This window comes from Streptomyces sp. NPDC127092 (genome assembly GCF_042722475.1).
Taxonomy (GTDB): Bacteria; Actinomycetota; Actinomycetes; order Streptomycetales; family Streptomycetaceae; genus Streptomyces.
In genome coordinates this window covers 1-24,803 of record NZ_JBHXFE010000072.1, presented here as the reverse complement: position 1 = coordinate 24,803, position 24,803 = coordinate 1, and the positions used below count along the sequence as shown (strand labels likewise).

Here is a 24,803-nt window from a genome sequence, read left to right as displayed (position 1 = left end):
GTCTCCTGCGGAGACACGACGCGGAGTGACTGCGTCACTCCCAACGATGCGGCGCCGCTGCGCGGCGCCCGACAAAGTGACCCGACGGGCCGTCACCTGCGGTGACGGCGGGCCGGTGCGACCGGCCTGGGTGCGCGGCCAGTGAGTTGAGAGCCAGCGGCGGCTCAACGCCCCGCTGCGCGGTGCGTTTTACCCGGTCATAGAACTGAACGGCCACTGAATCCCCGAGAGGATTCCCTTCGTCCCCTGCGGGGCCGAAGGGCTCCGGTCGCGCTCCTGCGCTCCCAGTCAGCAACAGTATGCAGCCGGAGCCGGGCCCGTATCCAGCTTGCCGGTACCCCGAACGCCAGTCACACGCAGCAACACACCCCCATCCCCTCAACACACCGACAGGTCTACACCACTTACACGGCTTTGAATGTCGGAAATCGAGAGAACGACTCCGGAAAAACCCCTGCCAACCCACCACCCAGCAAACCTCCATGACGAAACCTCAAAACACAAACGAATAAGCCGCCAGACAGCCCATCAAAAGTGAATGACAGAACTGCATAAGAAAAACCCTCAGCCTGGTAGGGACCGTGCCGCCGCCGAGGGGTGCTGGCTGAGGCCGCCGCGCTAGTGAGGCTCCGCCCACTCGGGCAAGCTGACCGAACTACGGCGGCCCGATACGGACCTCCATGGTTTGGTCAGCCCCGGGCGAGGAGCGGGGCCAGGCGGTACGTGAGCGAGCCGCGGCTGTAGAGCGTGACCCCGACGACGGCAAAGGGGATGGAAAGGGCGAGGATGCCCAGGAGCTCGGGCCAGTCGCGCTCCTGAACGCAAGTTGAGTCGTTGTCGTGGAGATGCTCACTGGTGATGCGGGCTTTGCAATCTCTGTCGCTCTCGCCGGCGGTGTACGGCACAAGGAGCATCACCCCGAACCACACCCATAGCACGGCAGCGACAGCGCACAGGCCAAACCCCCAGCCCTGCATGCGGACGGCTGACTGCCGAATCCGATCAACCAGCGAGAGATCAAGACGGGAGCGCGAACGGGGTGTGGTCATGACAGAAAACCTATCCCGCACCCCACTGGTGGATCCCGACAGCTCGATCTCGGCACAGATTCAGACGTCGCCACCCACGGCAGGGGCAACGACGACCGCTCCCGCACCTTCCACGGCGCCGACGACATCCGCGGCGCTCGGCGCGGAGGGACGCGCCGCGTGTGCCCACTACAAGCCCAACCGCCGGGTGGTCCTGGCCAGGGGCATGGTGGGTACCAACGTCGCGCAGGTCCAATGCCTGCTCAACCACAACTACGACTACACCCTGGTCGAGGACGGCAAGTTCGGCGCGGAGACCGAGGCTGGCGTGAAGGCCGTCCAACGCTGCTCCGGTATCCGCGTGGACGGCCAGGTCGGCCCCGAGACGTGGAAGTACCTCGACTACCCCAAGCCCGGCTGCGGCCACTAACCCACCCGTACCAACCGAGGAACGGCCCAGGCCGCCCCGCCTCCCGAGGCCGGCGACCGGGCCGTCGTCGTAACGGGCCCGCAGGCCTGCCGCGCCCACGTGGCAAGGGTCCAGGGCCAAGGTCCTCTGCAACGCCAAAGCTCTTGGTCAGTCGACCTCGATGTACGCCACCAAGATGATTGTTCCGACCACGGTCGGGATGTACACGACTCGGACCCGCTCGTCTCGGTACTCCCACTCGAGCTTGCCCTTGACCCGGGTACCGATCCGGTGGTCGAGGGAAAGGCGGACGATCGCCGCGTCCAGGACCTAGCGCTCGGCGTCGGTCATCGCGTCTTTCTGCCGCTCCGCGACGTCGTGCGAAACGACGTGCGCCGGCCAGGGCCCGTGCTTCGGCAGCATCAGGCCGAGCCGGGCGTACGGGAGGCATCCGCCTCGCCGAGCCCGTACCGGGCCTGGATCTCCTCGTACGGGGTGACCTTCGACAGATCGATGCGCTCGGCCGCGAGCTGCTCCAGCGCGTAGGCAAGCAGGCCCTCGCCGGCCGCGACGTGCTCGCGGGCGGACGCACGCAGCTGCTGCTGCTCGTCCTCGTCGAAGATGAGGTGCGCCACCGGGGCCTCCACCGGTCGGTTACAGCCTGAGGCTAGCGCAGGCGGCCGAGGGCAGGCAGTCAGTCTCGGAGGTCGCCGTGGCCGGTGCAGCCTCGCCGCTTGCGGTCGCCTTCAGGGCTCGGGAGGCGGGGGCGACGAATACGTCTGGCCGGTCCTTGCGTCAGTGAGGGGAGTAGTGGGGGTAAACCCGTCCGGCGAGGCTTGATCAGGATCTCCCGTGCCGCCCCCGTCTTCTGCGGGGGGTGGGCTGGCTTCCGGCTCGCCGACGAGGCATGCGGTCTCGGCAGGGCAGCCCGCATAGAGATCCGCCGAGGCTGTGCCAACTTGGTAGAGGATTCGCTTGCCTGGGCGCTGTAGCCGCAGGTCCACCTTCCACGTACTGCGTGCTCTGTCCAGGACGGCGTTGGCCATGACCCACTGCTGTGCGCCGGCGCCCGTTTCGGGCCCCAGGCGACCGACCACGGTTGTCCCGGGGTCGAGGTTCTTGAACTTCCCCTCAAGGTGGTACATCACCGCTGGTGAGGGAAGTCTGGGGTGGGGACCGGACCACGCCTTGGTGATGTACGCCTCCTGCCGGATCTCGTCGGACTCAGGAGTTGGGTCTGGCTGTGAGCCTGTGTCGGCGCCCCTCATGAGCAGGATGCCGACAATCGATGCCACCGCAGCAACGAGCGCGGCCAGTAGGGTCTGCCAGTTCTGCAGACGACTTCGACGGACCTGGCCAGGATTTTCCTCGTCTCCCGGCTCACCGTTGCTTGGCGGCGGCTCCTGTCCCATGCGCGCGCTCCTTCTTGAGGATGCCGCCACCTTGCATGGACTCGCGATCAAGCAACCAGCCGCCACGCCGCGCTGATCCTCCAGCGTGCCCAAGGGTCCTGCAGCTCGACGCCGACGGTCGCTTCGTAGCCCTGGGTGTTCTAGGAGGAGCGCTGACAGAATGAGCGGCCCTGGCAACTCTCCGCCGAGGGGGACGCATGGCCGACGACCCGCAACCGACCGAGCCGCCATCCGAGATGCCGAACGAAGCCGGCGCCGAGAGGAAACCGCTGCTGAAGCGCGCGGCCGGTGCGTGGAAGAGGCGCTCCCCGGCCTGGAAAGCAGGCGTGATCGGTGTGGCGGCCGCCGCAGCCGCGGCCGGAGCGGTCGCCTACGCCCGCCGCGCGAACGCGGCCAACGACGACGGCGAGCGCCAGACCGGCGACGAGACCCCGAAGCCGACCGGCATCTTGGCGGACGTCGCACGCATCCTCGAAGAAGCTGCTGCCGCCGCGCGCGACGAAATCGAGGGAACCTCCGGCCCGCTCTCCACGGAGGGGGAAGAGGAACCGGACGGGTCTGACGGTGCGAGCGGCCCAGCCCGGCCGCGGCGCGGTGGCCCCGTCGGAGGCCACTGGCGCGACCACTGCCGCAACTCCCGCCGGCACGCGTCGGGCGGCTGCACACACGAGACGATCTGGATCGACGACTACGAGAAGCCTGGGAGGGAAGAAGAGACTGCCGAGGCATAGCCCGTCAGCGGCGCCGCCCGTCGGCCGGAGGGGGCTCGGCCGGGGGCCCGGGCCGGGGGGCAGCCAGGCTCTTTTGGGGTGACGCGACCCTGACTGACCACCAGGGCGGCACGCGTCACGACGTTCAACGCCGACCAGGCCCGGGCGGGCGCGAACTCCTACCGTCCGGGCGACTGGCTGGTGGTGCTGGTGGCGTTCAAGGAACTCGTGGAGGTCTGAAGGCAGCCGCTGCGCGGATCAGAACAGCAGCTCCTCCTCCGCTGGGCCGGCCTTCTCGAAGGGCAGGAACATCACCCCGTCCAGTTCCACCTCGCGCTCGGACCCATGGCACAGCGCCAAGTCCAGGGCGCGCTCGCGGGGGCGCGGGTGCTTGTGATCGGCGATTCTCCGGGTGCTCGGATTCACTGCGACGGCGCGGTAGCAGACAGGACAGGCGATACGCGGCCACGCGGGCATGACGAAGTTCCCTTCCGGGAGGGCGTGAGGGTGTCGGTAGGCATCCCCGGTCCGGGGTGTGGCTGGAGCGTAGGGGTGCCAGCAGGCCTCGTCGAGGACGTGAATCGGAAGCCGCCAGGACGGCATCTCTGCAGGTGAAACGCGACGAAACGCGATGAATGACCAACCAACAGCGGCCAGGGACAAACTCCTGCTAAATCCTGCTAAGTAGTTCGTCGCCAAGTTGGCCGGATCGATGCGGTCGCGACCCTGACCGCTGCCAGGCCCGACGAATCTCCTCGGCGGGCTGGCTCGGGTTCACGACTTCGACGTGAACCGAGCTTCTCCCCGGTGCCACCGCGTGCCGTGCCTCTTCGCCCATACGTTGATGTCCACTCAGTCAGGCAGCGATAAGGCGGTAACCGGCCCGTTTGGCGTGGGGATGGTGGCGTACGGCACTGACAGCCGTACGCCACCTCATGAGAGGAGGGTCAGAGCAGGTGCTGGTTCGGCTGCTGAGCGGTGTCGGCGAAGTCGGGCAGCTCGACGACGGTGACGCCGGCGTCCTCGAGGAGCTCGGTTCCTTCGGCGCCGGGGACGAAGGTGTCCGGCTCGCGCCAGGCGGTGTCGACGCGGCGGATACCGGCGTCGCGGATCAGCTGGGCATAGGGGCGAGGTCGGGAGGCTCGCTTCGCGCAGGGCTCGAGCGAGCTGTAGATCGTGGCGGTCACGAGGTGTGGGTCGTTGGACGGGACCTTGGCGAGCGCGGCTTCCTCCGCGTGGTTGAGCGGGTCGTGCTCACGGGAGTAGCCGCGGGCGAGCTCGGTGCCGTCCACGGCGACGATGACCGCTCCGACGGAGAACGCGGTCGTTGAAGGCGGGCAGAGGTTGGCGAGCTCGCAGGCGAGGGCGAGCCAGGCTCGGTCGGCGGTGTTCGGTGTGCGGCCGGCGCCTGGCGCGCTCGCGATGGGAGGGGTGCTCATCGGGGCTCCGTCGAGATGTCCTTGCAGACGTAACGCCGGAGTACCACGTCGCCGATCTGGCGGCGGCTTCGGGCTGGCGGGTTGAGCTGCCCCGCCTGTTCGGCTCCGCTGGCGCCGTGGGGACATGGGTCCCGAATGGTTCGGGTCGGTTCGGGCCGGAGAGGTTCTTGCCGGTCTGGATCACAGCACGGCGTCGTGGGCGGCGGCCTCGTGCGCGTACGTGTAGGGCGGATCGTTGGTGACCAGCGGCGGGATGCCGAGCTTCGCCGATTTCCAGGAGGCCGTCGCGGACCCGGCGCTCGATCTCGATGCCGTGGTCCATCAGCTCCAGGAAGCAGCGGTCTTATTCCTGCGCCGGCCTCAACACCTCCACGGCGGGAGGGAACCTCGCCCTCAGTGGGGCAGCTGTGGGAAGGGCAGCCGCGCCCGGTACACCTCCTTGTCCAGGACGGTGCTTCTCGGCCCCGGGGTGACGGCTTCAAGAGGCCTGGTCGAGTATCGGTTCACGTTGGCCTCACCACAGGGTGGGGCCTGGGACGGGTAGGAGACTCGGTGAAGACTGTCGGCGACTTCGTTGCCTTGCTCGGGGCTCCCGTTCGGCATGACGAGGGGCGCCTGATCGAAGAGGTCGCTTCGACATGGTCAGTCACCCTGCCCGAGGACTTCATCGCTGTCGCCGGCGCGTACGGCGACACGGTCGTCTCGGACTACATCTACTTCTGCGGGGCCAGGACCCTGCGCGGTTACGCCGACGGGATGGGCCGGCTGCTGGAGGCGTCCCGGACGGTTCCCCACGTGGTCCTGCCGACCCCGGGCGGGGCTCTGGTCTGGGGGAACACGATCGAGGGCGACCAGCTGTTCCTCGTTCCCCGTGAGGGTGGGACCTGGACGGTCTCGGCGTTCCGCCGCGGCTGGGCGGACTGGCACGACACCGACCTCGGCTTCAGCGACTGGTTCCACCTCGCGCTGGCCGGCGGGACAGCCACCGAATGGCTGCCGCAGTGGGAGTCGCTTCCTCACTGCGTTGAGCTCAACAGCGGGTGACAGAAGCGCTGGTACTGCTAGGACGGCAATGCCGCCTTGAACGGGGCCGTGGCCGGCGCGGTACGGGGTGGGATGTGGCCGGCGCAGGCCTGCTGCGCGCAGACACACGCGGTGCTCGGGGCGGTGTACGGCAACCCGTGGCGGACCAGTGTGCTGGCGGGGCGCTGTGCGGCGACCGCGTAGGCGGCCGGGCCAGGCGAGCGTCATCAGCAGGTCGCCCGAGCCGACTGGGACCGGTCGATCACTTGCAGGCCGTGGGGAACGGCGAGCGGGTCGGTACCGGGCGCGGTGAGCCGGCGGATGGATGCCCCGGTGGTGTCGGTGGTCAGGCGGGCGAGGGTGTCGGCGGCGTCGTCGGTCATCCAGCCGGATAGTCGGTCCTCGCTCTCGGCGTCGTCGGTCGGCTCCAAGGACGGATCGTCCAGAGGACGGATCGTCCGGCCGGAACCGCCGCTCCTATCCCTGTGTCGAGATACGGCACCACTACGAGTGTGGCGGCGGGCATACCTGTGGGGGCGGCGATCTTGTCGTGTTCGAGGAGCCAGGCGGCCACTCTGCCTGCCGGTCGGCCTCGGGGTGCGCGGTGGTGCCGTTCACGGGTCGGGGAGGTCGTCGTGCCGGTGGCGTCAGTTCACCACCGGGGCTCGGCCGGCACCGGCGATCCGGACGACTTCCGCTTCCGCCAGCAGCACCGGGTCCTCGCCCGGAACGGCGGTGGTGAGGGCGGGGAGCGGGGAGCGGGGGCCAGGGGTGACGGTATGCACGGCGTGCCAGTCCGCGGCCGGGCGAGTGAGCGGGAGCGGGGCGATGTGCTCGGCGGCGTAGAGCGGGACGGTGGTGACGCCGTGGTGCTTGTCGTTGATGTCGAGCGTGCTGACGGGGGTGATCCAGCCGAGGCGGACGACCTGGTCGGAGTCGGTGCGGCGCCGGGCCGGCGGGTTCGCGGATTCTCGGGGTGGAATCGGGGAATTGGAGCGGGATGTGGCGCCCGCTTGCGGGGTAGCCGACGGGTTGGGGTGTGACCGAGGTACGCGCTACAGGGGTAACGGGATGGTCGTGAGGTCCTGAGTACTCGGTCCCCGTGTTTCAGAGGGACGCGCGTCTGTTCGGCCCTGTTCTCGTATGGCTATGGCCAACAGGCGTGTAGCGCTGTGTGACGGGGTGCCGGTTCGAGCCGCGTCGCCAGCCGGCGAACGGCGGTGATGAGCCCTTGGATTGGTGATGTTCCTGGGCTGGGCGGCTCGTACACTGACGGAAATGGAGGACCATACAGCCGCGTCCGGGATCCGTGTACATCCGGCGCCCGTCTTGCGGCAGTACGTTGACTCGTATGTCGGCTTCGATCTGCGCGGGCTCCCGGCGGGGGTGCACTGCGGGCCGCCGAGCCGTGCGCTCACTGTGGTGATCAGTCTGTCGGGTCCTTTGGAGGTGGCGGCGGGCGTTGACGACGGGTCACCGGTCGCCCGCTTCGGCAGCGTGGCCGGTGGTCTGATGTGCCGGTCGGTCGCGATCCATCACGACGGACGCCAGCGAGGTGTTCAGGTGTCGCTGACACCGCTGGGGGCCCGGGCCGTCTACGGTATGCCCGCCGTAGAGCTTGCCCACCGGCTGGTCCCCCTTGACGAGCTTCTCGGAGCGCTTGCCGCCGAGTTGGTCGACCGGCTCCGATCGGCGACGACATGGGCGGCGCGGTTCACCGTGCTGGACGAATTGCTCCTTCGGGTTGTCGGCCGGGGCGACTGCGGCGACCGTTCGCGCCGGCTGCGCCCCGAGGTGGCCGAGGCGTGGCGCCGCCTCGTCGCCGCGCGGGGTTGCGTCCAGGTCGGTGCGCTCGCCGCGGAGCTCGGCTGGAGCCGTCGGTATTTCACCGAGCGGTTTCGCGGTGAGATGGGCCTGTCGCCGAAGACCTTCGCTCGGGTCTTGCGTTTCGAGCACGCGCACGAACTGGCGGCGGCGCGGGACCCGCTCCCGTGGGGCGATGTGGCAGCCGTCTCCGGCTACGCCGATCAGGCCCATCTTGTGCGGGACTGGCGCGAGTTCACGGGCCGGTCGCCGACGGCCTGGCGTCGCGGCGAAGTCCTCCTCGCGGCCCGGTAGCCGCCGGCCGTGTGCCCGTCGCGTCGGCTTGTCTTCCCTTTTCTTCAAGACCGCCCGATCGTCGGCGTGGACGATCGTCGGCATGAGACTTCTCAACCACGAACGTCATGCCATGGACCTGCGGACCACCCCCGTGCACCTCGGACTGGGCTCGAGGGCGAAACCCATCGAGGGCTTCGCCTGGGACCCGGAGGTGCTCCAGGCTTACAGCGCCGTGGTCGCGGCAGACGGCGCCGAGGGCCGGATGGTGATGATCTTCGACGGCGACGGGCCTGGCGACCATTGGGAGCGCCACCCTGCAGGCGACGAACTGGTCGTGTGCCTCAGCGGGTCCGTGACGGTCATCCGCGACGTGGACGGGGTGCCCGACCGCGTTCTTCTCGGGCCGGGCGAGGCCACCATCAATCCGGCCGGGGTGTGGCACGTGGTCGACATGGAGGGGCCGGCGTCCCTCCTGGCCATCACTGCGACCCTGGGCAGCGACCACCGTCCTCGGACCGACACCCGTCCTCGGACCGACCACCGCCCTCGGACCGACACCCATCCTCGGGCCGGCACTCGCCCGGCCGAACGCGTCGGCATGCCCAGCCCGGAGGTAGCGCCGTGACGACACGTATCGCGTGCCTCGGCGACAGCCTCACCCGCGCGCAGTTCAGCGTCGACTACCTGGATCTTCTCCGACGACGCCACCCTGCCAGTGACGTGCGGCTTGCCCGTTTCGGCGCCAACGGCGACTTCGCCTACAACCTCTTGCAGCGCCTCGATGCTGTCGTCACGAACCCACCCGATGTGATCACGGTGTTGATCGGGACCAACGACGCCCGGGCGAGCCTTGCCGGCTACCCCGTCGAGCAGGCCATGAAGCGCAAACAGCTCCCCGAACGCCCGTCGGCAGGCTGGTTCCAACAGTGCCTGGAAGCCGTCGTCGCACGGCTGCGAGCGGAGACCGACGCGACGATCGGCCTGCTGTCGCTACCGGTACTCGGCCAACAACTCCACGGAGCAGCGGCACAGGCATCGCAGGCGTACAGCCGGATGATCGCCGAGGTCGCCGCCACCCACGAGGTGGCCTACCTTCCGCTCCACGAACGCCAGATCGAGGAACTGCGCCAAGCGGACCCGCCGCCGATTGCCTACCGGGAGGTGACGCCCGCAGCGGCCGTCGGCGTCCTCGTCCAGCACGCAGTGCTGCGCCGCAGCCTCGACACCATCTCGCGGCGGCGAGGTCTCCTGCTCACGACCGACCACATCCACCAGAACAGCCGCGGCGCCACCCTCATCGCCGAGGTCATCGACGCCGGTCTGCTGACCCGGAGCGCGTAGCTGGTTCCGGCCCCCCGGCCAGTGGGATGCCTTCTACCGCGCGGAGGTGGCATCCATCCAGGCGGTCAACGCCTACGCCGTCCGGCTTGTCTGGCTGCGTCACCACCGCGAGGGCTCCTGGCACGCGGGTCCCGTGGCGGCCGCTGTCGTCGACCGCGACCCGTTCGAGAGTCCAGCCGGGGCCGGACGAGCGGATCAGGGGCGGGGCAGGAGCGGGACAGGGGCGCGGGGCAGGGGTGGGTCAGGGGCGCGGGGCCGGAGCGGGGCCGGACGAGCGGATCAGGGGCAAGGGCGGCAGGCCTCCGGCGACGCGGCACGGGGTACGGCCGAGGTGGTACACGGGTACGGACAGCCGGTCCTGGCCCGGCGCGGGAACCGGCCCGAACCATGTGCCGCCCCGACCGTCCGGAGTGATGCGCTCGCCGCAGTGCGGTGTGCGCACTGCGGAGCAGCCGGCGAGGGCCCAAGCGGCCTCGAGCTGGTCGACGTCCGCAGCCCGGTGGGCGTCGCCGTGGTGGACGTCGTCGTGTCATGCAGCACGAAGACGTCCAAGGGAAAGACAAGCGCCCGCCCCCGGCGCAGGCGGCGGGAGCGGGCGGCAGGCAGCAGGCAGTGTCTCAGGCGCCGGGCGGTGGGCGGTGTCTCAGGCGGCGATGCCGACCGAGGAGACGTAGGCGTAGGCGTTGTAGTCGGAGTCGAGGTCGCTGATGACGTCGTCCCAGATCTCGTCCAGCAGATCGGCGTTCCGGGTGGCGTAGGCGTCGACCAGGTCGTCCCAGACGTAGCGGACGGTGATGGACCGCTGCGAGACGGTGGGGCGTCGGAACCTCTCGTCCATCTGGGACTGGTCCACGGGGTAGATCTCCATCCGCCGGCCTTGGCCCTTGTTGTTCAGGTGGCGCTTCAGCCAGCCCGAGCGGATCAGGTTCTCCCGGCGCCTGGACCAGTAGGCGGCGTCGATCCGTTCGAGGCTCCTGGGCGTCGGGCGGATTTTCCCCTTGTTCTTCATCCACGACCGGATCGTGCGCGGCGGTACGCCCTGCGCCCTCAAGGCCTCGCGGCCGGCTGGACTGTCGAGGTAGCGCAGGCGGGCGGAGAGCCCGCGCTTCGACGTCACCGGGGAGGAGATGCCGGAGGAGTAGACGATCCGGTTGAGTTCGAGAACCAGGGCTTCACCACCCTTCATACCCCGGGTGTCGAACTTGCCGAATTCGCCCCACCGGGCCCACAGTTCCGGAGATCCCGCCATTACCGCCTACCGCCGAGAATGTATGTGTCCTTTTCCTTGACCTGGTTCAGATCCCGGCCCTCCGGGAAAACAGCCCGCCAGTCCCCCGTCACGTGAAGTTCGTCCGTGCCGGAAATCTCCACCACTTGGAGACCGGCTTTGTGTGCCTTGTGCGCCTTCATCCACAGATTCGCGAACGCCTTCGCGCGGATGATGTGCATCCAGTCCGGGCGACGGATTTCACGGTTCGAACTGGACTCTCCGATGGTGGACACGAATTTAGAGTACATGGCCTTGACGTAGGCCACGGTCAAATCGTCACCCTCGGCCAGCGCGGTCTTCCGGGTTTCCGCGAGAGCGCGGCGCAGCTTTTCCAACAGCGCCTCGGACGCGCCGGAGACCAGGGACCGGTGGATGACGGGAGCGTCGGCGAGACCCTGGCGTGTGCAGTCGAGCAGCAGGCGCAGGGTGGGCTCGCTCACCCACAACTCGCCCGGCTCCATACGGTGGCCGAGCGGGTTGGGCAGGTCCGCGTACTCCCAGGCGGGCGGGGTGATCAGGTGCACGCCGGCCTTCTTCGGATCGTGCACGCCGCTGGTGTCCTCGCGGAGCTGGCCGATCGGCAGCCAGCACTTGAGCGCGGAGAGGTAGGCGGCGTTCATGTCGAGCGCGGTCACCTCGATCCGCTCGCCCTTCTTCGCCGCCGAGAAAAGCTGAGGGTTACGCCACTTCGGGCGGCCCTCCCAGATTTCATCCGCACCCTTCTGCGATTTCTTGCGAAGGATGTCGGCGGTCGGCGGAAATTCCGAATGCTCGTACCGGCCACCGACCCGCGACGCTTTGAGGAGTGCCATCACGTCCGGAATGGCGGCCTTGACCAGCGCGGCCTGGGCCGCCTCGACGTCGCCCGCGCAGGCGGCCAGGACCTCATACACGCGATCGGTGATATGCCCGACCAGCGTCCCAGAGGCGTACCCCGGAGCGGACCGCCCCGACGCGGCCGGCACCGACGGCGGCACAGCGGCCTCGGGCACAGGCACGGGAGACGACTGCGACGTCGGCAGCTCGCCAGAGGACAGGGCAGTCGTCTGCGTCTGGACGACGGGCGACGGCGATTGCGGCGGCTGCGGTGATTGCGGCTCCGGCTGGGCGGGGGCCAGGGCGGTCGTCTGCGGCTGGACGGCGGCAGGCGGCGATTGCGGCTGCGGCTGGACGGCGAGCGACGCCGACTCGTGGACGGCGGACGCCGCCGACTGGAGGGCGGGCGGCGGCTGGACGGCGGGCGACGGCGACTGGAGGGCGGGCGGCGGCTGGACGGCGGGCGACGGCGACTGGAGGGCGGGCGGCGGCGCGGGCGTGCCTGCCGCGGCCGCTGCGCCGGCGAGGGAAACGGCGGCCGCGCACTCCGCCGAGGTCAGGTGCTGCGGAAAGCCGTCGACGTCATCCACGGCCGGCTGCCCGCACAGCACACACGGCCGCCACACCGGACCAGTAAGGGACGACGGGCCCTGCCGCACCTCTCGCGCGACCAGCTTCGCCGACTCGGCCTCGGCCTCAGGCTCGAGCTCGCGATGCGCTGCGGGCGCGGGCAGGGAGGTTGGGGATGGAGGCGATACGGCGAGCGCCTGCGCACCGGCCTGAAGACTGGGCACCGCACCGTGCAACACGCCCACCGCATGAGTCGGACCGGCCAGCAGGTCAAGCTGATGCAGCCGGTAATGCGCAGCCAGCAGGTCCACATCCTCCAGCGACCAGTGAGCCTTCCCCGCCTGTTTACGCGAGACCTGCGCCTGCGACTGCCCCAGCCCCGCAGCCAAGTCACCCTGCCGCTCACCGCTCTGCGTCATCAACGCGGACACCGTAAGCCGAAGGATATCCTCCACACCCATCACGCATACCAAACTAGCATGCTGAATGTGGAATTCACATAGAACATGCGGGAGACGGGCCGCCGGGTACGGGAGCCCAGGAGGCCGCGGCCAAACCGGTGCCGCGCGTCCTGCGCAGCGGCGAGCGGATCCGGCGGCGTGGAGCAGACAGGCGGCGAGAGCCCACCACGCAACCAGACTCTGCCCGCAGCACCGTTCCGCCAAAGCCAGAAACTCCGCAAACTCCTGCACGGGACGGACCGGCCCCGGCCCCGGCCCACGACCAACAGACGGCAGGCAGCAGGCGGCAGGCGGCAGGCGCGCCGTACGCCATGCTGCCCCCAGCACCCGCGCGGCGGCCGGGAGAAAATCGACCGCGCCACCGGCCAGCAGGCACCACATCAGCCGACCGGACACCAAGCCGGGGAACCCCCGCCCAAAAGCCACCCGCACCGCCGTGTTCGACGCCGACCGCCGTGTCCGACGCCGCCCCCGGCTGAAGACCCCGCACGGAGCGACGCCTAACCCGCCGCCACGTCGACCCCAGCAGCGGACACGCACAAGCCCTGCCGGTACGACCGACCACCGCCACCGCACCGCCGCAGGCGTGGCGACAGGCTGTCAGACCGGTTGGCACTGCACTCGTTCGGCGGTCTCCGCCGACTTGGGAAGCGTCACGGAGTACCGGCCGACGTTGTTGTTCTCGTTCGTTTCTCGGATGGCGTTGTCCGGATCGATGGTGATGGTCACCGTGATCGTGCGGCCGAGGTCCGCTCGGCTGAAGGGGACGGAGAGGTAGGCGGTGCCCCCTCGCCCGCCGGACTCCGAGGCAAAGCGGCCGTTGACCTGTGTCCCGTACTTCTCGGACCGGAAGGGGACCATCCATCCGGTGTCGCGGGAGGGCTGCTGCATGCCGGACCACCGCAGGTTCAGGCCCACCGCCACCCAGCCGCCCTCGTGGTAGGGGTCGTAGACACAACCTTCGAGGCCAGCGGACCACAGGTCACCCGACGGCGCGGGGCCGCCGTCGTCCCCGGGGCCGGCCGTGGGGACGCCACTGGGCGTGGGGCCACCCGTGGGGCGCCTGGTCGTGGGGGCGGGAGTCGGAGGTATCGAGGCCGTTCTGGTCGGTGTGGCGGAGGAGGTGGTCCCGCCGCCACGCCTGGTAGAACCGCCTGTGGTGGAGCCGCCTGTCGTGGAAATACCCGTAGTGGAACCGCCCCCGCTCGCTGTCGGCGTGGTGCCCTTCCCCTCCCTGACCCCCGGTACGCAAGCAGCCAGCAACAGGGCCAGCGCGCAGGTCGTGGGCACGGCGAAACTCCGGATGTGGTGGCTTCTCATGGCGTTTTCCCTGTCGGAGTGGGTGTGCTTCTTCTCGAACGGCCGCCATGTCATCGTTGGTCCGCCCGCACGCCACCACCTGAGTAGTGCACCACTCAACCGCCACCCGCCCGCGAGGAGTCACCATCAAGGTATGGACGCGGTCATCAGCGGCGTACGCCACATCAAGATCTTCGTGACGGACCTGGCGCGCAGCGCGCAGTGGTACAAGCGGGTCTTCAGCCTCCGGCTCGAGCTGAGCTTCCAGGACGACGACGGGGTCGTGCGGGGCATGCAGTTCAGCCTTCCGTGCACCGATCTCAAGATCGCTCTCAGGGAGCACCCCGCCTGGGTGAACTACGATGCCGACCCGTTCGCGCTGGCCACCACCCGAGAGGCGCTCGACGCGTGGGACGCCCACCTGGGCCGACTCGGGATCCTGCGGACACCGGTGCTCCGCGCATCAGGAGGCCACGCCCTCGGGTTCCGTGACCCTGACGGCATGCAGATCCGGCTGTACGCGCCGGACGAGGCCGTCGCGGCCGAGACCCTCGGCCACGGCAGCGTGATCTCCTCCTCCAACCCGGTTGATCCTTCGACCCTGCTGCGCTAACCGAGGTCGAGGTCCGGCGGCCGCAGGACCTGCTTGAGTTCCACGCGGCTCGTGACGCCGAGCTTGGTGTAGGCGGCGTGCAGATGGTTCTCCACCGTCCGGACGGACAGCACCAGACGGCAGGCGATCTCCTTGTTGCTCGCGTCGGCGGCGAGGCGGGCGATCTCCAGTTCACGGTCGGTGAGCTGGGGCGCGCTGAGCCGGGCGAGAGCGGGCGTGATCGCCCCTTCGCAGGCCGATGCCGCCACCCACGCCCGGGTCGTTGCCGAACGGGCGGAAGCCTGGCGTCCGGAGGCCTCGAAGGCTGCGGCGGCCTGAGCCGAGGCCTCCGCGGCGAGCAGGACGAACCCGAGCCGCTCGAACTCACCGGCGACGCGCACAAGCGCCGCCCCGTCACCTCCGGCGGCCGCTGCGGCATGGGCTGCTGCCACGACGACGAACTCGCCCTGGCAGCAGCCCGCGAGCTCGGCGAGCCGGTCCGCGACGGAGCCCGTGCGGGATCCGGCGGCGGACTCCGCCGCCGGTCCCGCGGCTCCGAGCCGCACCGCATCGTGGAGCGCCACGACCTCCTGGCTGTATGCCCCCGCCTCCCCCATCCGCCGGGCGCCGTCCAGGGCGAGTTCGGCGGCACGTCCAGTTCGCCGCGGGCGGCGGCGACCCAGGGCCGGGCCAGGTCCGCGCCGAAGCCGAGTACGACCAGCGGAGCCGACTGCTCCGCCTGCTCCAGGGCGGTGGCGGCAGTGCCGGCGTCCCCGGCGAGCGCGGCAGTGATCGCGACCTCGGCCGAGCGCTGGATGTGGTGGTCGCTGAGCGCTGCCGCGGCGTTCTCGGCGGTCAGCAGCCGCAGCGCCGTCCTGACCCGGCCCCGGTGCCTCTCCAGGACGCCCTCGGCCTGGTCGCTCTCCGACCGGGCCACCGCCCAGTCCCCGGCCCCGGCGCCGACGGTCTTGATCTCCTCGACCACCTCGGCCGTCCCGGCGAGATCCCCCGCGAAGATCGTCGCTATCCGGCGCAGTTCCAGGAGCGCCCGGTGGTACACGGGCACCGCGTCCTGCCACTGCTCCCGGGTGGCCAGCGCGCGGTCGGTCGCCGCGATCGCGTCCAGCGGACGCCCCGGGAACCCCAGGATCCAGGCGCGCTGTCCGTGTCCCTGCGCCTCCATCGGGACGCTGACGGGAGCGGCGACGATCGTGTCCGCCAGGGCGAGGGCGGCCTCGAAGTCGCCGAGGGCGAAGTGCACCCCGGCCTGCCAGAACGTCATCTCCTGCCGGTTCTCCTCAGCCGTGAACGTGCGCGCGGCCTCCTCCACCATGGCGATCGCCTCATCGGTCCGTCCCAGCACGGCGAGGGTGTTGAGCCGGGAGGAGATCATCAGGGTCCGGGTGCGTTCGTCGCACGGCTCGTCCCAGACGGACGCCAGCACCGCCTCGGCCCGGTCGAGTTGGCCGCCGTAGCCCAGCACGGGCGCGTACAGGACCGCCGCCTGCGGCCCGCCGCCCGCCTCCATCGCGGCCCGCCCGAAGCGCTCGGCGAGCGGGTAGTCGTGGGCCGCCCAGGCCAGCCGCAGCGCCGCGATCAGCGGCTCCGGGTCGGTGGCGGTCCCGCTCTCCAGACGCCAGAGCGCCAGGCGCAGTGCGTCCTCCCGCCGGCGCAGCCCGGTGGACTCGGCCATCTCGGCGAGCTGCCGGTAGCGCCGCAGGCGGCGCAGGCGCGGCATGCTCGCGCGCACTGCCTCCCCGTACAGGGGATGCCCCAGCCGGATGGTCACGCGCCGCCCTTCCTCCGAGGCGACATGGACAAGGGCGCGCTCCTCGACCTGCTCGAGCGCCGTCTCGTCGGTGTGCGCGGCCAGCAAGAGGAGTCCGAGCGGCTCGCCGAGCGCGACCAGCTCCAGGACCTCCAGCTGTAGGGGGGTCAGGTCGCCGATCCGGGCGGCGATCAGCTCGGACAGCCGGCCGGACAGCTCGACCGACCCGTCCATCCGCCACAGGCCGTCGACGGCGGTCAGCGTCCCGCGTTCCAGCGCACCGGCCACGAGCTCCCGCAGGTACAGCGGGTTCCCCCGGCTCAGCTCGGCGAGCCGTCCGGCCGTCCCCGCCGCGACCGGCGCCCCCAGCACGGACTCCAGCACGCCGGCGACCTCCGCGGCCGGGAGGGGACCGACCTCGATGCGCACGGCCCGGTCCTCCTGCCACAGGGTCGCGACCGCGTCCGGGCACGGCTCCCCGGTCCGTACCGTGACCACCATCCGCATCCCGGTATCGGAGAGCTGCCGCAGCAGCGCGGCCGACGCCGGATCGAGCAAGTGGCCGTCGTCCACGACCAGGACGTCGTCCCCGACCGCGGTCCGTACGGCCTGGGCCGCCCATCCGAGCAAGTTGTCCCCGGCATCCCCCGCGGGCAGCAGCGGGGCGAAGGCACCGAGCGGCAGCGAAGCGGCCGCCTCGGTCGCGCGCACCCGCGGTGCGCCCGACGCCGCCTCGGCGGCCAACCTGCTCTTGCCGACCCCGGCCGGACCGGCGAGCACCACGCTGCGGCCCTCGCCCAGGACCCGGCGGATGCGCTCGGTCTCCCGTGCCCTGCCCCCGAACGGCCACGTACGCGACATGGGCCGAATATACAAACCGGCCGGAGGATCCCGGCCCGGCTACTCACCTGCCGGACTTCTCACCCGCGACGATGCTCACCGGCCCGGGGGGGGACCGCGGGTCCGAGCCGCGACACCCGGGCGAAACCCGCTTGCCGCAGTTCCTCGACCACGTCCGCACACGGCGAGCATCGTCCAGGGTTCCGCCGTCGCTGACGACCCGCCAGCGCGTCACGGCGTCCGGCAGCGGACCCACCCGGTACGTCGGCACCTGCAGGGTGACCATCCGCCGGGCCGCAGCCCGCGGTACACGGCGGGAATCGCTCGGAACAGAACGGAGGGCGGGGCGAGGTGGTTCGCCGAGCTGACGAACAAACAGATACGGCGAAGCATCCACACGACCACCCAGGCCCTGGAGAACGACACCCGGACCTGGATCGCCGCATGGAACACCGACCCCAAGCCCTACGTCTGGACCAAGACGGCGGACCAGATCCTCGAACGCCTCGCCTCATATCTGAACAGAATTCCTGACTCAGAAGACGAGGACTTGTCCGGTCGATCATGCGACTACTTCGTGCCCGCGTTGTTCCTGTGAGGATGGGGCAGGGCGATCTGACGAGGGATTCTTCCGGCCGGCTCCTCAACTCTGGAAACCCGCGCGCCACGGCGTCCTGTTCGCTACAGCCACCTACGATTCAGGGCATGTGGAGACCCAATCGGGCGGTCCTGCATCGCCTTTCCGTAAGGTCCAGCTACACCAGCCCCCGAGTGGCACCCGCTTCGGCAGTATCCGGGCGACATCGAGACTGGCTGGCATGGGCCGGCGTCGTGACCGCGGTCGTGGCAGCCCTCGGAGCACTGATCTTCAACGCCCTGTCGGCTGCCTCCACGAGCAGGCAGATCGAGGTTACCCGCCAGGGACAGGTGACCGAGCGCTTCAGCAAGGCCGTCGAACAACTCGGTGCCGCTGGCATCGACGTCCGTCTGGGCGGGGTCTACGCCCTCGGACAGGTCATGCGCGACTCACCAGCGGACCAACCGACCATCGTCGAAGTCCTCTCGGCCTTCGTGCGCAACAAGGCCGGCACGATCCCCCAACCCGATCTCACCGCCTCGGCGGCCGGCGTCACCGCTCGGCAGCCAGGTACCGACATGCTGGCAGCGCTCAGCGTACTCGCGCGCCGAAACCCCAAGCACGACGCAGCCGGTCAGCGCACCGACCTGAGCCGTTCCAACCTGAGCGGCCTCGACCTGCGCGGCGTGGACCTGCACGACGTCAATCTGACCGGCTCGGACCTGCGCCGCGCGACCCTGTACGGTACCGATCTCTCAGGCGCACAACTCGGGTACGCAAACCTGGCCGGAGCAGCCCTGGTCAGCGCCGACCTTCGCGGGGCGATGCTATGGGGTGCAAACTTCACTGACGCCAACCTGGACGGTGCGCACCTGGAAAATGCTCGGTTGCATGACCTCAAGGGATCCCACATCACTGAGGACACGACCGGCGTCCGCTAACCACAATGGACTCGAAGAACTCGCCAAGCCACCGTTCGCCTGAGGACGTGTCGCAGGCGCACCGATTCTGCGGCGAATCCGTTCCCCCCGAACGGCTCGTCACCCGCCGGAAGCCCGGAAGCCCTGCCCTGCAGATCGGTCAGCCGCCATCCATGCCTCCGTGATCAAGAACATGGTGGACGGCATCGCCGTGCTCACCTTCGCTCTCACCGCACTCGCGGTCCCGCACCCCGTCGAGCAACAGCCGGCGGCCAAAACCCTGCCGCCTGACCGCGGCATGCATGAGGCTCGCACTCCTCAGAGGGAGCGCGGGCCCCAGGCACGGGTGGGAGACCGGTTCTCGGATCGACCGGACAGCGCCTAGGCACGCCTGCTGGCCACACGGATTGCGGCGCCGGGAGGACGTGACGGTCTTCACTGCGGTGACCTTCTTCGCCCGTGTCGCCTCGCGAAGCGCAGCGATGCTATCCGGAACCACTGACAGGCCCTCGTGGTGACCGATCACAAGATCAGCGACAGACCCGATGAACGGGCAGAGCAAGGAGCCCTGTAAACCGCGAGCGTCGTGGTTCGAGATGATGGGACGGTGTCTCTTCGTTATTTCAATCAGACCGGCTGGACCGCGATCTTCAGTGGCACCGACACGGAGATCGGCCGCATGGTGCGTGTGGAGGGCTGGGACCGGGTGACCGGGACGGCTCTGGTCGTCGATCCCAAGCGTGGTGCCCTGCGTGCGGTGACTGACTACGAGGACTTCTCCCACTTGGAGCGAGCCGATCAGGTCGTGGCCGCGGTGCCTGGTGGAGGGTGACGGGTGCACTGGAAGGACGAGGGCCCGGGTGGAACGCCGCTGACGGAACACGTGCTGGCCTGGCTCATCACGTCGCAGGGGCGGGCAACGCATCACGGTCGATGACCAGGGGCATGTCGACGATGCTGATGGCGCCGACGCCTTCATCCCCCCAGGTGAGAGCCCGGTGCCCTGATCGCAGCGGTCAGACCACGTCGTTCTCTCGCTCGATGGCCTTGAGGCGCTTCTTCAGCCGGTAGCTGGGGCCGTTAATGGAGATCACTTCCCAGTGGTGGAGTCAGCGTCCATCCCTCGACGGAGGAGAAGGACTGGTCTGACAGGGCGTGGTCGCGGACGATCAGAACCTTACGCTCGAAACGTCCCTTGCCGGCGGGCCGGTAGGCGGCCAGGACGTCGGTGTCGAAGTCGTAGTGGCCGGCGAACCCGACCGCTTCCGGGTGCAGCGGGACCGCTACACCTGGGGCGACGTGGCGTCGGACGACGGTCTCGGTCCGGTCGTAGACGATCGTCAACGACACCCCGCCGAACTCGGCGAACGCGCGGCGGTGGAAGTCGAAGAACGTCTGGAGGTCCTGGCTCGTGGTGAAGCAGCAGAACGGGGCGCGTGAGTACGACAGCGTGATGTGGAACGAGTAGACCTTCCCGATGCCCATGTGAGAGAGGATCTTGCCGCCTAGTGCTTGCGCCGGCTCAGTTCATGTGCCTCGCCTGACCGGGGGAAGCCAGCCAGCCAGCCGGTCAGGGACGACAGGCCTCGCAGGCGTGGCTAGCGATCGCTGCCGCCAGGCCGCAGGCCGCTGCTCGCACCGCGGGATCCTCATCACCGGTCAGTGTGTCCAGCGTGGCCCGGCCGCTGAGTACGGCTTGGTGAGCCGCGTGCTGCACGTCGATCTTCGGCGGGTTGCCATGGTCGAGGATGGCTTGCAGCAGTTCGATCACGCCGGGCCGGCTGGTGACGCTGTCCGCCACTGCGAGATCCCACAGGAACGGAACAACTGCGACAGTCGCCTCAAAGACAGCCAGCTCACCAAGCCACAGCGCGAGATCACTCAACGCATCGGCACTCGTCCTGGCATCGCCCCACGCCACCCGCGACAATCGGCCTGGAACGTCTTGTGCGGATCCATAAGCGTGCGTCAGGTCGTGCCACGGAACGCGGCTCATGCCCTTGAGGATCGTCCCCACCAAACCCCCCGTCCTCTTGCCCGCCGCTCGCCCTCCCCCGGCCGAGCCTCTTTGCCAGGCTAGTCCGACACGCGGACCAGCGTTCCAGATCTCACCAACGTTGCAGGCATCCACCGCGCGCGGGTGCCCTTCCCACTCAGCTACAAGCGTTCTCCGTCCCCCTACGTAGCCGCCACGGCCCTCACCACGCATCCACCCGCCGATCGACTCGGTCATCTCTCCCCCAACCGCCAGGCAGCCAGAATGGCAGGCCGCGATCGAGTCAGGCGGCGGCCCGCGGTCACTCCGGCCGCGAAGGCCGCTGGCCCGTCGAGGAGTTCGCGCTTGTGGAGGCACTGGTAGAGCTGCCCGATCGTCGTCGATGTCCTCACAGCCGTCCGCTAATCTCGTTTGGTTCTCTGGGCGCTGGTGGTCGCCTGTGGCCGTCGTGACGGAAGGGTTACATGCCGCGGTCCGGCCCGCTCCACGGTTCTGGCCGTTCGTCGGCGGTCATCGGAAGTCGGCACAGCTGTACCGGGCCGGGGTAGAAGGCGGAGGTGTTGGGGCCGGCCATGTCTTCACCGATGAGATAGCGGTAGAGCCACTCGGCGAAGCTCATGTCGTACCGTGCCCAGCCGCCTTCGCCGTCTTCGACCAGGAACCAAGGGGCCGTGTCGTCCACAGCCATAAGGAAGATCGTCTCGCCTCGGTCGGAGCTGGCGATCGGCCACAGTCCATTGCGGGTGCCGAAACTCAGCTCCGTGATTCCGAACAGCGCACGGGGATCTTCGTCAGCCTCAAGGTCGAGTTCATCCCAGGGCACGTCGTTCCAGGCACGGACCGTGTCCGTGATCCACTGGTCCAGGTTCCATCGCTCGGTCGCGGGGTGCAGCAGGTACAGGTGGCCGTTGAGGTGGATGGGAGCGTATGCGTCCACGAGGGCCTGATAGTCGGTCGGCAGCCGGATGTCGAGTTGTGCGTGGAGCCGGTCCCAGGCGGTTGGGTCTGCGTAGCGGTTCTGGGCCGGGCCGAGCATCGCCATGGTGGCGGCCAGGTAGTCGGTCATGGCGTTCCTCGTTGATGTGTGTCGCCTGTGCGGGAAACGAGCCCTCTTGGGATACCCGCGGTACAGCATTGGATCATCCCAGCCCGGAGGGCTGGACAGTCAGACTGTCAGCCTCCAATAGCAGGCGGCGGCGAAGCCGACGAACGCCAGGAAGAGTTCGGACTTGCGCTCGTAGCGACGGTGCAGACGGCGGCACCCGGACAGCCACGCCACCGTACGCTCCACGTTCAACCGATGACGGCCAAGGCGCTGGGAGGATTCGACGCCGCGGCGCGCGATGCATGGTGTGATGTTGCGGGAGCGGAGCGCCGTGCGAAGCCGGTCGAAGTCGCATCCCTGCGGCCCGCACCGTGTTCCGGGCCACCCCCAGCCGCCGTGAGATCTCCTTGATGGGCACGCCCTCTGCTCGATGCAGCCGACGTATCTCCGCCCAGTCCTCCACCTTCAGCACCCTGAGCAGGTAATTCGGGAGCCACGTGATCAGCGGGTTCGAGCCACCTCGCGAATTCAACCGAGCTCCCGGAGGCTCAGGACTGAACTGCCGCGGTCGGCTCCGGGAAGGTGACGCCGGTCAGCTCTTCGGAGACGGTCCACAGGCGGTGGGCGGTGGCCGGGTCGCTGGCCGCCGCCGAGCGGCCGGCCAGGGCGGGGTTGCCGCGCATCTCGAACATGCCGTCGGGGCCGACGAAGCTGCCGCCGGGCAGGTCCTGGACGGCCGCGTAGAGGGGGTTGAGCGCGCCGGCCTGGCCGTCCTGGGCGATGAACTTGTTGCCGAGGCGGAAGAAGAGGCGCCGCAGGGTGCTGGCGTCGTTGCCCTGGAGGTTGGTGGCGGCCCAGCCGGGGTGGGCGGCCAGCGCGCGGACGGGCGAGCCGGCTGCGGCGAGCCGTCGCTGGAGTTCCAGGGTGAACAGCAGCATTGCCAGCTTGGACTGGCTGTAGGCGGTCATCGGGTCGTACTCGCCGGTCAGGTCGAGGTTGTCGAAGTGGATGCGGGGGCTGCCCGGGGCCTTGTGCGCGGTTGACGACAGGGACACCACGCGGTCGGTGATCTGCGGCAGCAGCAGGTTGGTCAGGGCGAAGTGCCCCAGGTAGTTGGTGCCGAACTGCGTCTCGAAGCCGTCCTTGGTGCGGCCCTCGGGGACGTTCATGACCCCGGCGTTGTTGATGAGCAGGTCCAGGTCGCCGTGCCAGCCGGCGGCGAACTCGCGCACCGAGGAGAGGTCGGCCAGGTCGAGCCGGCGGACCTCGACGCTGCCGTTCACCGCCTGGGCTGCGGCCTCGCCGCGCGTGGTGTCCCGTACGGCAAGGACGACGTGGGCGCCCGCGGCGGCCAGGGCCGCGGCGGTAGCGAGGCCGAGGCCGCTGTTGGCGCCGGTCACGACGGCGGTGCGGCCGGTCTGGTCGGGGATGTCGGTGGTGTTCCAGGGCTGGGTGTGCGTGTTCTTTGCCATGCCCCCAATGTATGCACTGACCACAATGTGTGCAACATTAACAATGTGGGCGTCGCTCACACCCGGCTAGGCTGGGGGCATGACGAACCGCCCCTACCACCACGGAGACCTCCCCGCCGCGCTCCTCGCACGGGCTGAGCAGACGTTGCGCGAGAAGGGATCGGGCGCCCTGTCCCTGCGGGAGCTGGCCCGCGAGATCGGGGTGAGCCCCGCCGCACCCAGTCGCCACTTCAAGTCCAAGCAGGCACTGCTGGACGCCTTGGCGCTGACCGGGTTCGAGCGACTCGCCGAGGCCATCGCAGCCTCACAGGAAGGCGCTGGTGAGGCGTTCGCCGGCCGGCTGGATGCTGCGGCCCGCGCCTACGTGGGCTACGCCGTGGCCAACGCCGCACTGCTCGACCTGATGTTCTCGGTCAAGCACAGCCCGGAGGCGTCGGCGGCTGTGGGCGCGACCGCCCACCGGTGGTCCGAGCACCTGCTGGAGCTGATCGGCGACGGGCAACGCCGCGGCGAAGTGCGCGAGGGGCAGCTGGAGCGTGTTGCGCTACCGGTCTTTGCGGCGCTGCACGGATACGCCGGCCTGACGGTGAGCGGCGTACTGCCTCCGGAGTTGGCCGAGCACGGCCTGAACGACCTGATCGCGTCCATCCTGCGCGGCTGTGAGCCGCGATAGAGCCGCACAGGATGATCAGAGGGGGCAGTTTTCAGAAACTGGCTGAGGGTCATTTTTCAGAGACTGGCGACAAGGGGATGGCGCGAGACCACCTTCAGAGCGCCATCAGCCTCGCCGACGAGTGGATCACCCGTCAGGACCGCGTCCGGCGGGTGCTCTTCACTCGGATCAACGAGGCCGTGCAGCGCGGGCGTGACCTCGAGGTTCGCACCTTGGTCCCGCAGGTCAACGAGCTCCTCAAGCACGACAAGGCCATGACCGCGGAGGAGGCCGCCGTCTTCGACTCGGCGCAGGCCCTGCTTCGGGAAGCGCGGCGGCGCCCCGACCGGCCCCAGAGGCCCGCCTCGCAGGCACGCCCGGGCACGAAGCTGACACGGGCCGAGCGAGAGGCCCGGCGTACGGCGCTGGCCCAGGCCAGAAGTCTCATCTGCCGGCTGCGAGTCAAGGGCATCCTGCCGCGGAGGAGAAACAGCTCATCGAAGAGCTGGCGCCCCTCGCCGAACAGGCCGGAGACCTGCTGTCCGTAGCCGAGCGGCACGATGTCGATGAATGGTCCGGAAGCTCGCCAACCCCTCCCAGTGGCCGGACGAAGCGACTCCCGCACCGTCCAAACCGAGCGCACCTGACCTCGGCGCGGCGTGCCCGCGCCCGTCGTCTCCGCGGCCGCCGCCGTCCGCGGCGCACTGAAGAAGGCCGCTCGGGAGCAGACAACCACCAGCTGGGCCCGCCTGGAGAGTCAGCTCGGCTCCGCGCTGCCCCGTCTGACCACCCACGAGCGCGTGCAGGTACTGACCATGGTCGACCGGACGACGGCCGAGGACGAACTGCCGCTGTCCTCCTTGCTGGCAGCCGGTGACCCGGACTTCGCCCCCTCCTACCGCCGCGTCGTGGCAGCCCTCGGCCTCGAAGCACCCGAGGACGACGGCGACCTGCGTGATGTCATCGAAGCCGACGTCGAGCAGGTCTTCACGGACCGGCGCCACCAGTAGACCAGGTTCCGTGACAGGACGAAGCCACCGTAGGGCAGGCCTTGCCCGGGGGG

Annotated in this window: 27 protein-coding genes and 6 pseudogenes; 14 read left to right on the top strand and 19 right to left on the bottom strand. The window is 69.5% G+C overall.

Annotated features, from left to right (window positions below; all coding sequences use genetic code 11):
* Positions 1–689 precede the first annotated feature (689 nt).
* A complete protein-coding gene (locus ACFWJO_RS36115; RefSeq protein WP_386872211.1) occupies positions 690–1,049 on the bottom strand; it encodes a hypothetical protein in 360 nt (119 codons plus the stop codon).
* Positions 1,050–1,254: 205 nt separating this feature from the next.
* On the opposite strand from ACFWJO_RS36115, the gene ACFWJO_RS36110 reads away from it, so the two are divergent.
* Positions 1,255–1,458 (top strand): peptidoglycan-binding protein, encoded by a 204-nt coding sequence (locus ACFWJO_RS36110; RefSeq protein ID WP_386872209.1) that lies wholly within the window; start codon positions 1,255–1,257, stop codon positions 1,456–1,458.
* A gap of 401 nt (positions 1,459–1,859) precedes the next feature.
* Here the strand turns inward: ACFWJO_RS36110 and ACFWJO_RS36105 are convergent, their stop codons facing one another.
* The gene (locus tag ACFWJO_RS36105; RefSeq protein ID WP_386872207.1) at positions 1,860–2,072 is read right to left on the bottom strand and encodes a hypothetical protein; all 213 of its coding nucleotides are present in this window, start codon (positions 2,070–2,072) and stop codon (positions 1,860–1,862) included.
* A 111-nt stretch (positions 2,073–2,183) separates the two neighbouring features.
* Positions 2,184–2,849: a hypothetical protein gene (locus ACFWJO_RS36100; RefSeq protein WP_386872205.1), complete on the bottom strand. Its 666-nt coding sequence runs from the start codon at positions 2,847–2,849 to the stop codon at positions 2,184–2,186.
* Positions 2,850–3,046: 197 nt separating this feature from the next.
* Between ACFWJO_RS36100 and ACFWJO_RS36095 the strand changes: the two genes are divergently transcribed.
* A complete protein-coding gene (locus tag ACFWJO_RS36095) occupies positions 3,047–3,580 on the top strand; it encodes a hypothetical protein (RefSeq protein WP_386872203.1) in 534 nt (177 codons plus the stop codon).
* A gap of 237 nt (positions 3,581–3,817) precedes the next feature.
* On the opposite strand, the gene ACFWJO_RS36090 is transcribed toward ACFWJO_RS36095, so the two are convergent.
* The 3 genes and pseudogenes from ACFWJO_RS36090 to ACFWJO_RS36080 all read right to left on the bottom strand — a co-directional run.
* A complete protein-coding gene (locus ACFWJO_RS36090) occupies positions 3,818–3,985 on the bottom strand; it encodes a hypothetical protein (RefSeq protein ID WP_386872201.1) in 168 nt (55 codons plus the stop codon).
* A gap of 521 nt (positions 3,986–4,506) precedes the next feature.
* A pseudogene (locus ACFWJO_RS36085) lies at positions 4,507–4,983 on the bottom strand (5-amino-6-(5-phosphoribosylamino)uracil reductase); the annotation flags it as partial.
* Positions 4,984–5,142: 159 nt separating this feature from the next.
* Positions 5,143–5,341, bottom strand: a pseudogene (locus ACFWJO_RS36080) (hypothetical protein); the annotation flags it as partial.
* A 209-nt stretch (positions 5,342–5,550) separates the two neighbouring features.
* On the opposite strand from ACFWJO_RS36080, the gene ACFWJO_RS36075 reads away from it, so the two are divergent.
* A complete protein-coding gene (locus tag ACFWJO_RS36075; protein ID WP_386872199.1) occupies positions 5,551–6,042 on the top strand; it encodes a hypothetical protein in 492 nt (163 codons plus the stop codon).
* 206 nt (positions 6,043–6,248) lie between these two features.
* On the opposite strand, the gene ACFWJO_RS36070 is transcribed toward ACFWJO_RS36075, so the two are convergent.
* Positions 6,249–6,452, bottom strand: coding sequence for a hypothetical protein (locus ACFWJO_RS36070; RefSeq protein WP_386872197.1), 204 nt, complete (start codon positions 6,450–6,452; stop codon positions 6,249–6,251).
* 216 nt (positions 6,453–6,668) lie between these two features.
* Entirely contained in the window at positions 6,669–6,806 is a 138-nt protein-coding gene (locus ACFWJO_RS36065; protein ID WP_386872195.1) for a hypothetical protein, read from the bottom strand.
* A gap of 493 nt (positions 6,807–7,299) precedes the next feature.
* Here ACFWJO_RS36065 and ACFWJO_RS36060 point away from each other — a divergent pair, with 493 nt between their 5' ends.
* From ACFWJO_RS36060 to ACFWJO_RS36050, 3 genes are all read left to right on the top strand, one after another.
* Entirely contained in the window at positions 7,300–8,139 is an 840-nt protein-coding gene (locus tag ACFWJO_RS36060) for a helix-turn-helix domain-containing protein (protein WP_386872193.1), read from the top strand.
* Positions 8,140–8,221: 82 nt separating this feature from the next.
* Entirely contained in the window at positions 8,222–8,746 is a 525-nt protein-coding gene (locus ACFWJO_RS36055) for a cupin domain-containing protein (RefSeq protein WP_386872191.1), read from the top strand.
* Complete coding sequence (locus tag ACFWJO_RS36050; protein WP_386872189.1) at positions 8,743–9,462, top strand: SGNH/GDSL hydrolase family protein; 720 nt, start codon at positions 8,743–8,745, stop codon at positions 9,460–9,462. Before ACFWJO_RS36055 ends, ACFWJO_RS36050 begins: the two co-directional genes overlap by 4 nt.
* 643 nt (positions 9,463–10,105) lie before the next feature.
* Here the strand turns inward: ACFWJO_RS36050 and ACFWJO_RS36045 are convergent.
* From ACFWJO_RS36045 to ACFWJO_RS36035, 3 genes are all read right to left on the bottom strand, one after another.
* A complete protein-coding gene (locus ACFWJO_RS36045) occupies positions 10,106–10,648 on the bottom strand; it encodes a hypothetical protein (RefSeq protein WP_386872187.1) in 543 nt (180 codons plus the stop codon).
* Positions 10,649–10,710: 62 nt separating this feature from the next.
* Positions 10,711–12,537, bottom strand: a complete 1,827-nt coding sequence (locus ACFWJO_RS36040; RefSeq protein WP_386872213.1) for an acyltransferase — start codon at positions 12,535–12,537, stop codon at positions 10,711–10,713.
* A 642-nt stretch (positions 12,538–13,179) separates the two neighbouring features.
* Complete coding sequence (locus ACFWJO_RS36035) at positions 13,180–13,470, bottom strand: CARDB domain-containing protein (RefSeq protein WP_386872185.1); 291 nt, start codon at positions 13,468–13,470, stop codon at positions 13,180–13,182.
* Between the two features lie 562 nt (positions 13,471–14,032).
* On the opposite strand from ACFWJO_RS36035, the gene ACFWJO_RS36030 reads away from it, so the two are divergent.
* Positions 14,033–14,491, top strand: coding sequence for a VOC family protein (locus ACFWJO_RS36030; RefSeq protein ID WP_386872183.1), 459 nt, complete (start codon positions 14,033–14,035; stop codon positions 14,489–14,491).
* Here the strand turns inward: ACFWJO_RS36030 and ACFWJO_RS36025 are convergent.
* Positions 14,488–15,054: a LuxR C-terminal-related transcriptional regulator gene (locus ACFWJO_RS36025; RefSeq protein WP_386872181.1), complete on the bottom strand. Its 567-nt coding sequence runs from the start codon at positions 15,052–15,054 to the stop codon at positions 14,488–14,490. The two genes, ACFWJO_RS36030 and ACFWJO_RS36025, sit on opposite strands and share 4 nt — an antisense overlap.
* Before the next feature lie 1,184 nt (positions 15,055–16,238).
* On the opposite strand from ACFWJO_RS36025, the gene ACFWJO_RS36020 reads away from it, so the two are divergent.
* From ACFWJO_RS36020 to ACFWJO_RS36010, 3 genes and pseudogenes are all read left to right on the top strand, one after another.
* Positions 16,239–16,400, top strand: a complete 162-nt coding sequence (locus tag ACFWJO_RS36020; protein ID WP_386872179.1) for a hypothetical protein — start codon at positions 16,239–16,241, stop codon at positions 16,398–16,400.
* Positions 16,401–17,427: 1,027 nt separating this feature from the next.
* Positions 17,428–17,676 (top strand): annotated as a pseudogene (locus ACFWJO_RS36015) (hypothetical protein); the annotation flags it as partial.
* A 233-nt stretch (positions 17,677–17,909) separates the two neighbouring features.
* On the top strand, positions 17,910–18,596 hold the full coding sequence (locus ACFWJO_RS36010) for a pentapeptide repeat-containing protein (protein WP_386872177.1): 687 nt from the start codon (positions 17,910–17,912) through the stop codon (positions 18,594–18,596).
* Positions 18,597–18,735: 139 nt separating this feature from the next.
* Here ACFWJO_RS36010 and ACFWJO_RS36005 read toward each other — a convergent pair whose 3' ends face one another.
* Positions 18,736–18,879, bottom strand: a complete 144-nt coding sequence (locus ACFWJO_RS36005; protein ID WP_386872175.1) for a hypothetical protein — start codon at positions 18,877–18,879, stop codon at positions 18,736–18,738.
* Positions 18,880–19,182: 303 nt separating this feature from the next.
* Between ACFWJO_RS36005 and ACFWJO_RS36000 the strand changes: the two genes are divergently transcribed.
* Positions 19,183–19,407, top strand: a complete 225-nt coding sequence (locus tag ACFWJO_RS36000; protein ID WP_386872173.1) for a hypothetical protein — start codon at positions 19,183–19,185, stop codon at positions 19,405–19,407.
* Positions 19,408–19,591: 184 nt separating this feature from the next.
* On the opposite strand, the pseudogene ACFWJO_RS35995 reads toward ACFWJO_RS36000, so the two are convergent.
* The 6 genes and pseudogenes from ACFWJO_RS35995 to ACFWJO_RS35970 all read right to left on the bottom strand — a co-directional run.
* Positions 19,592–19,684: pseudogene (locus tag ACFWJO_RS35995) on the bottom strand (AAA family ATPase); the annotation flags it as partial.
* Positions 19,685–19,697: 13 nt separating this feature from the next.
* A pseudogene (locus ACFWJO_RS35990) lies at positions 19,698–20,078 on the bottom strand (DDE-type integrase/transposase/recombinase); the annotation flags it as partial.
* A gap of 67 nt (positions 20,079–20,145) precedes the next feature.
* Positions 20,146–20,592 (bottom strand): hypothetical protein, encoded by a 447-nt coding sequence (locus ACFWJO_RS35985; RefSeq protein ID WP_386872171.1) that lies wholly within the window; start codon positions 20,590–20,592, stop codon positions 20,146–20,148.
* A gap of 439 nt (positions 20,593–21,031) precedes the next feature.
* Positions 21,032–21,637 carry an SMI1/KNR4 family protein gene (locus tag ACFWJO_RS35980; protein WP_386872169.1) on the bottom strand — a complete coding sequence of 202 codons (606 nt, stop codon included), beginning with the start codon at positions 21,635–21,637 and terminating at the stop codon, positions 21,032–21,034.
* Between the two features lie 337 nt (positions 21,638–21,974).
* Positions 21,975–22,088 (bottom strand): annotated as a pseudogene (locus ACFWJO_RS35975) (helix-turn-helix domain-containing protein); the annotation flags it as partial.
* Between the two features lie 76 nt (positions 22,089–22,164).
* Complete coding sequence (locus ACFWJO_RS35970; protein WP_386872167.1) at positions 22,165–23,088, bottom strand: oxidoreductase; 924 nt, start codon at positions 23,086–23,088, stop codon at positions 22,165–22,167.
* Positions 23,089–23,167: 79 nt separating this feature from the next.
* Here ACFWJO_RS35970 and ACFWJO_RS35965 point away from each other — a divergent pair, with 79 nt between their 5' ends.
* The 3 genes from ACFWJO_RS35965 (at position 23,168) to ACFWJO_RS35955 (ending at position 24,750) form a co-directional block, all read left to right on the top strand.
* Positions 23,168–23,761, top strand: coding sequence for a TetR/AcrR family transcriptional regulator (locus ACFWJO_RS35965; protein WP_386872165.1), 594 nt, complete (start codon positions 23,168–23,170; stop codon positions 23,759–23,761).
* 77 nt (positions 23,762–23,838) lie between these two features.
* Entirely contained in the window at positions 23,839–24,288 is a 450-nt protein-coding gene (locus ACFWJO_RS35960) for a hypothetical protein (RefSeq protein ID WP_386872163.1), read from the top strand.
* 111 nt (positions 24,289–24,399) lie between these two features.
* Positions 24,400–24,750, top strand: a complete 351-nt coding sequence (locus tag ACFWJO_RS35955; protein WP_384408066.1) for a hypothetical protein — start codon at positions 24,400–24,402, stop codon at positions 24,748–24,750.
* The last annotated feature ends 53 nt before the right edge of the window (positions 24,751–24,803 follow it).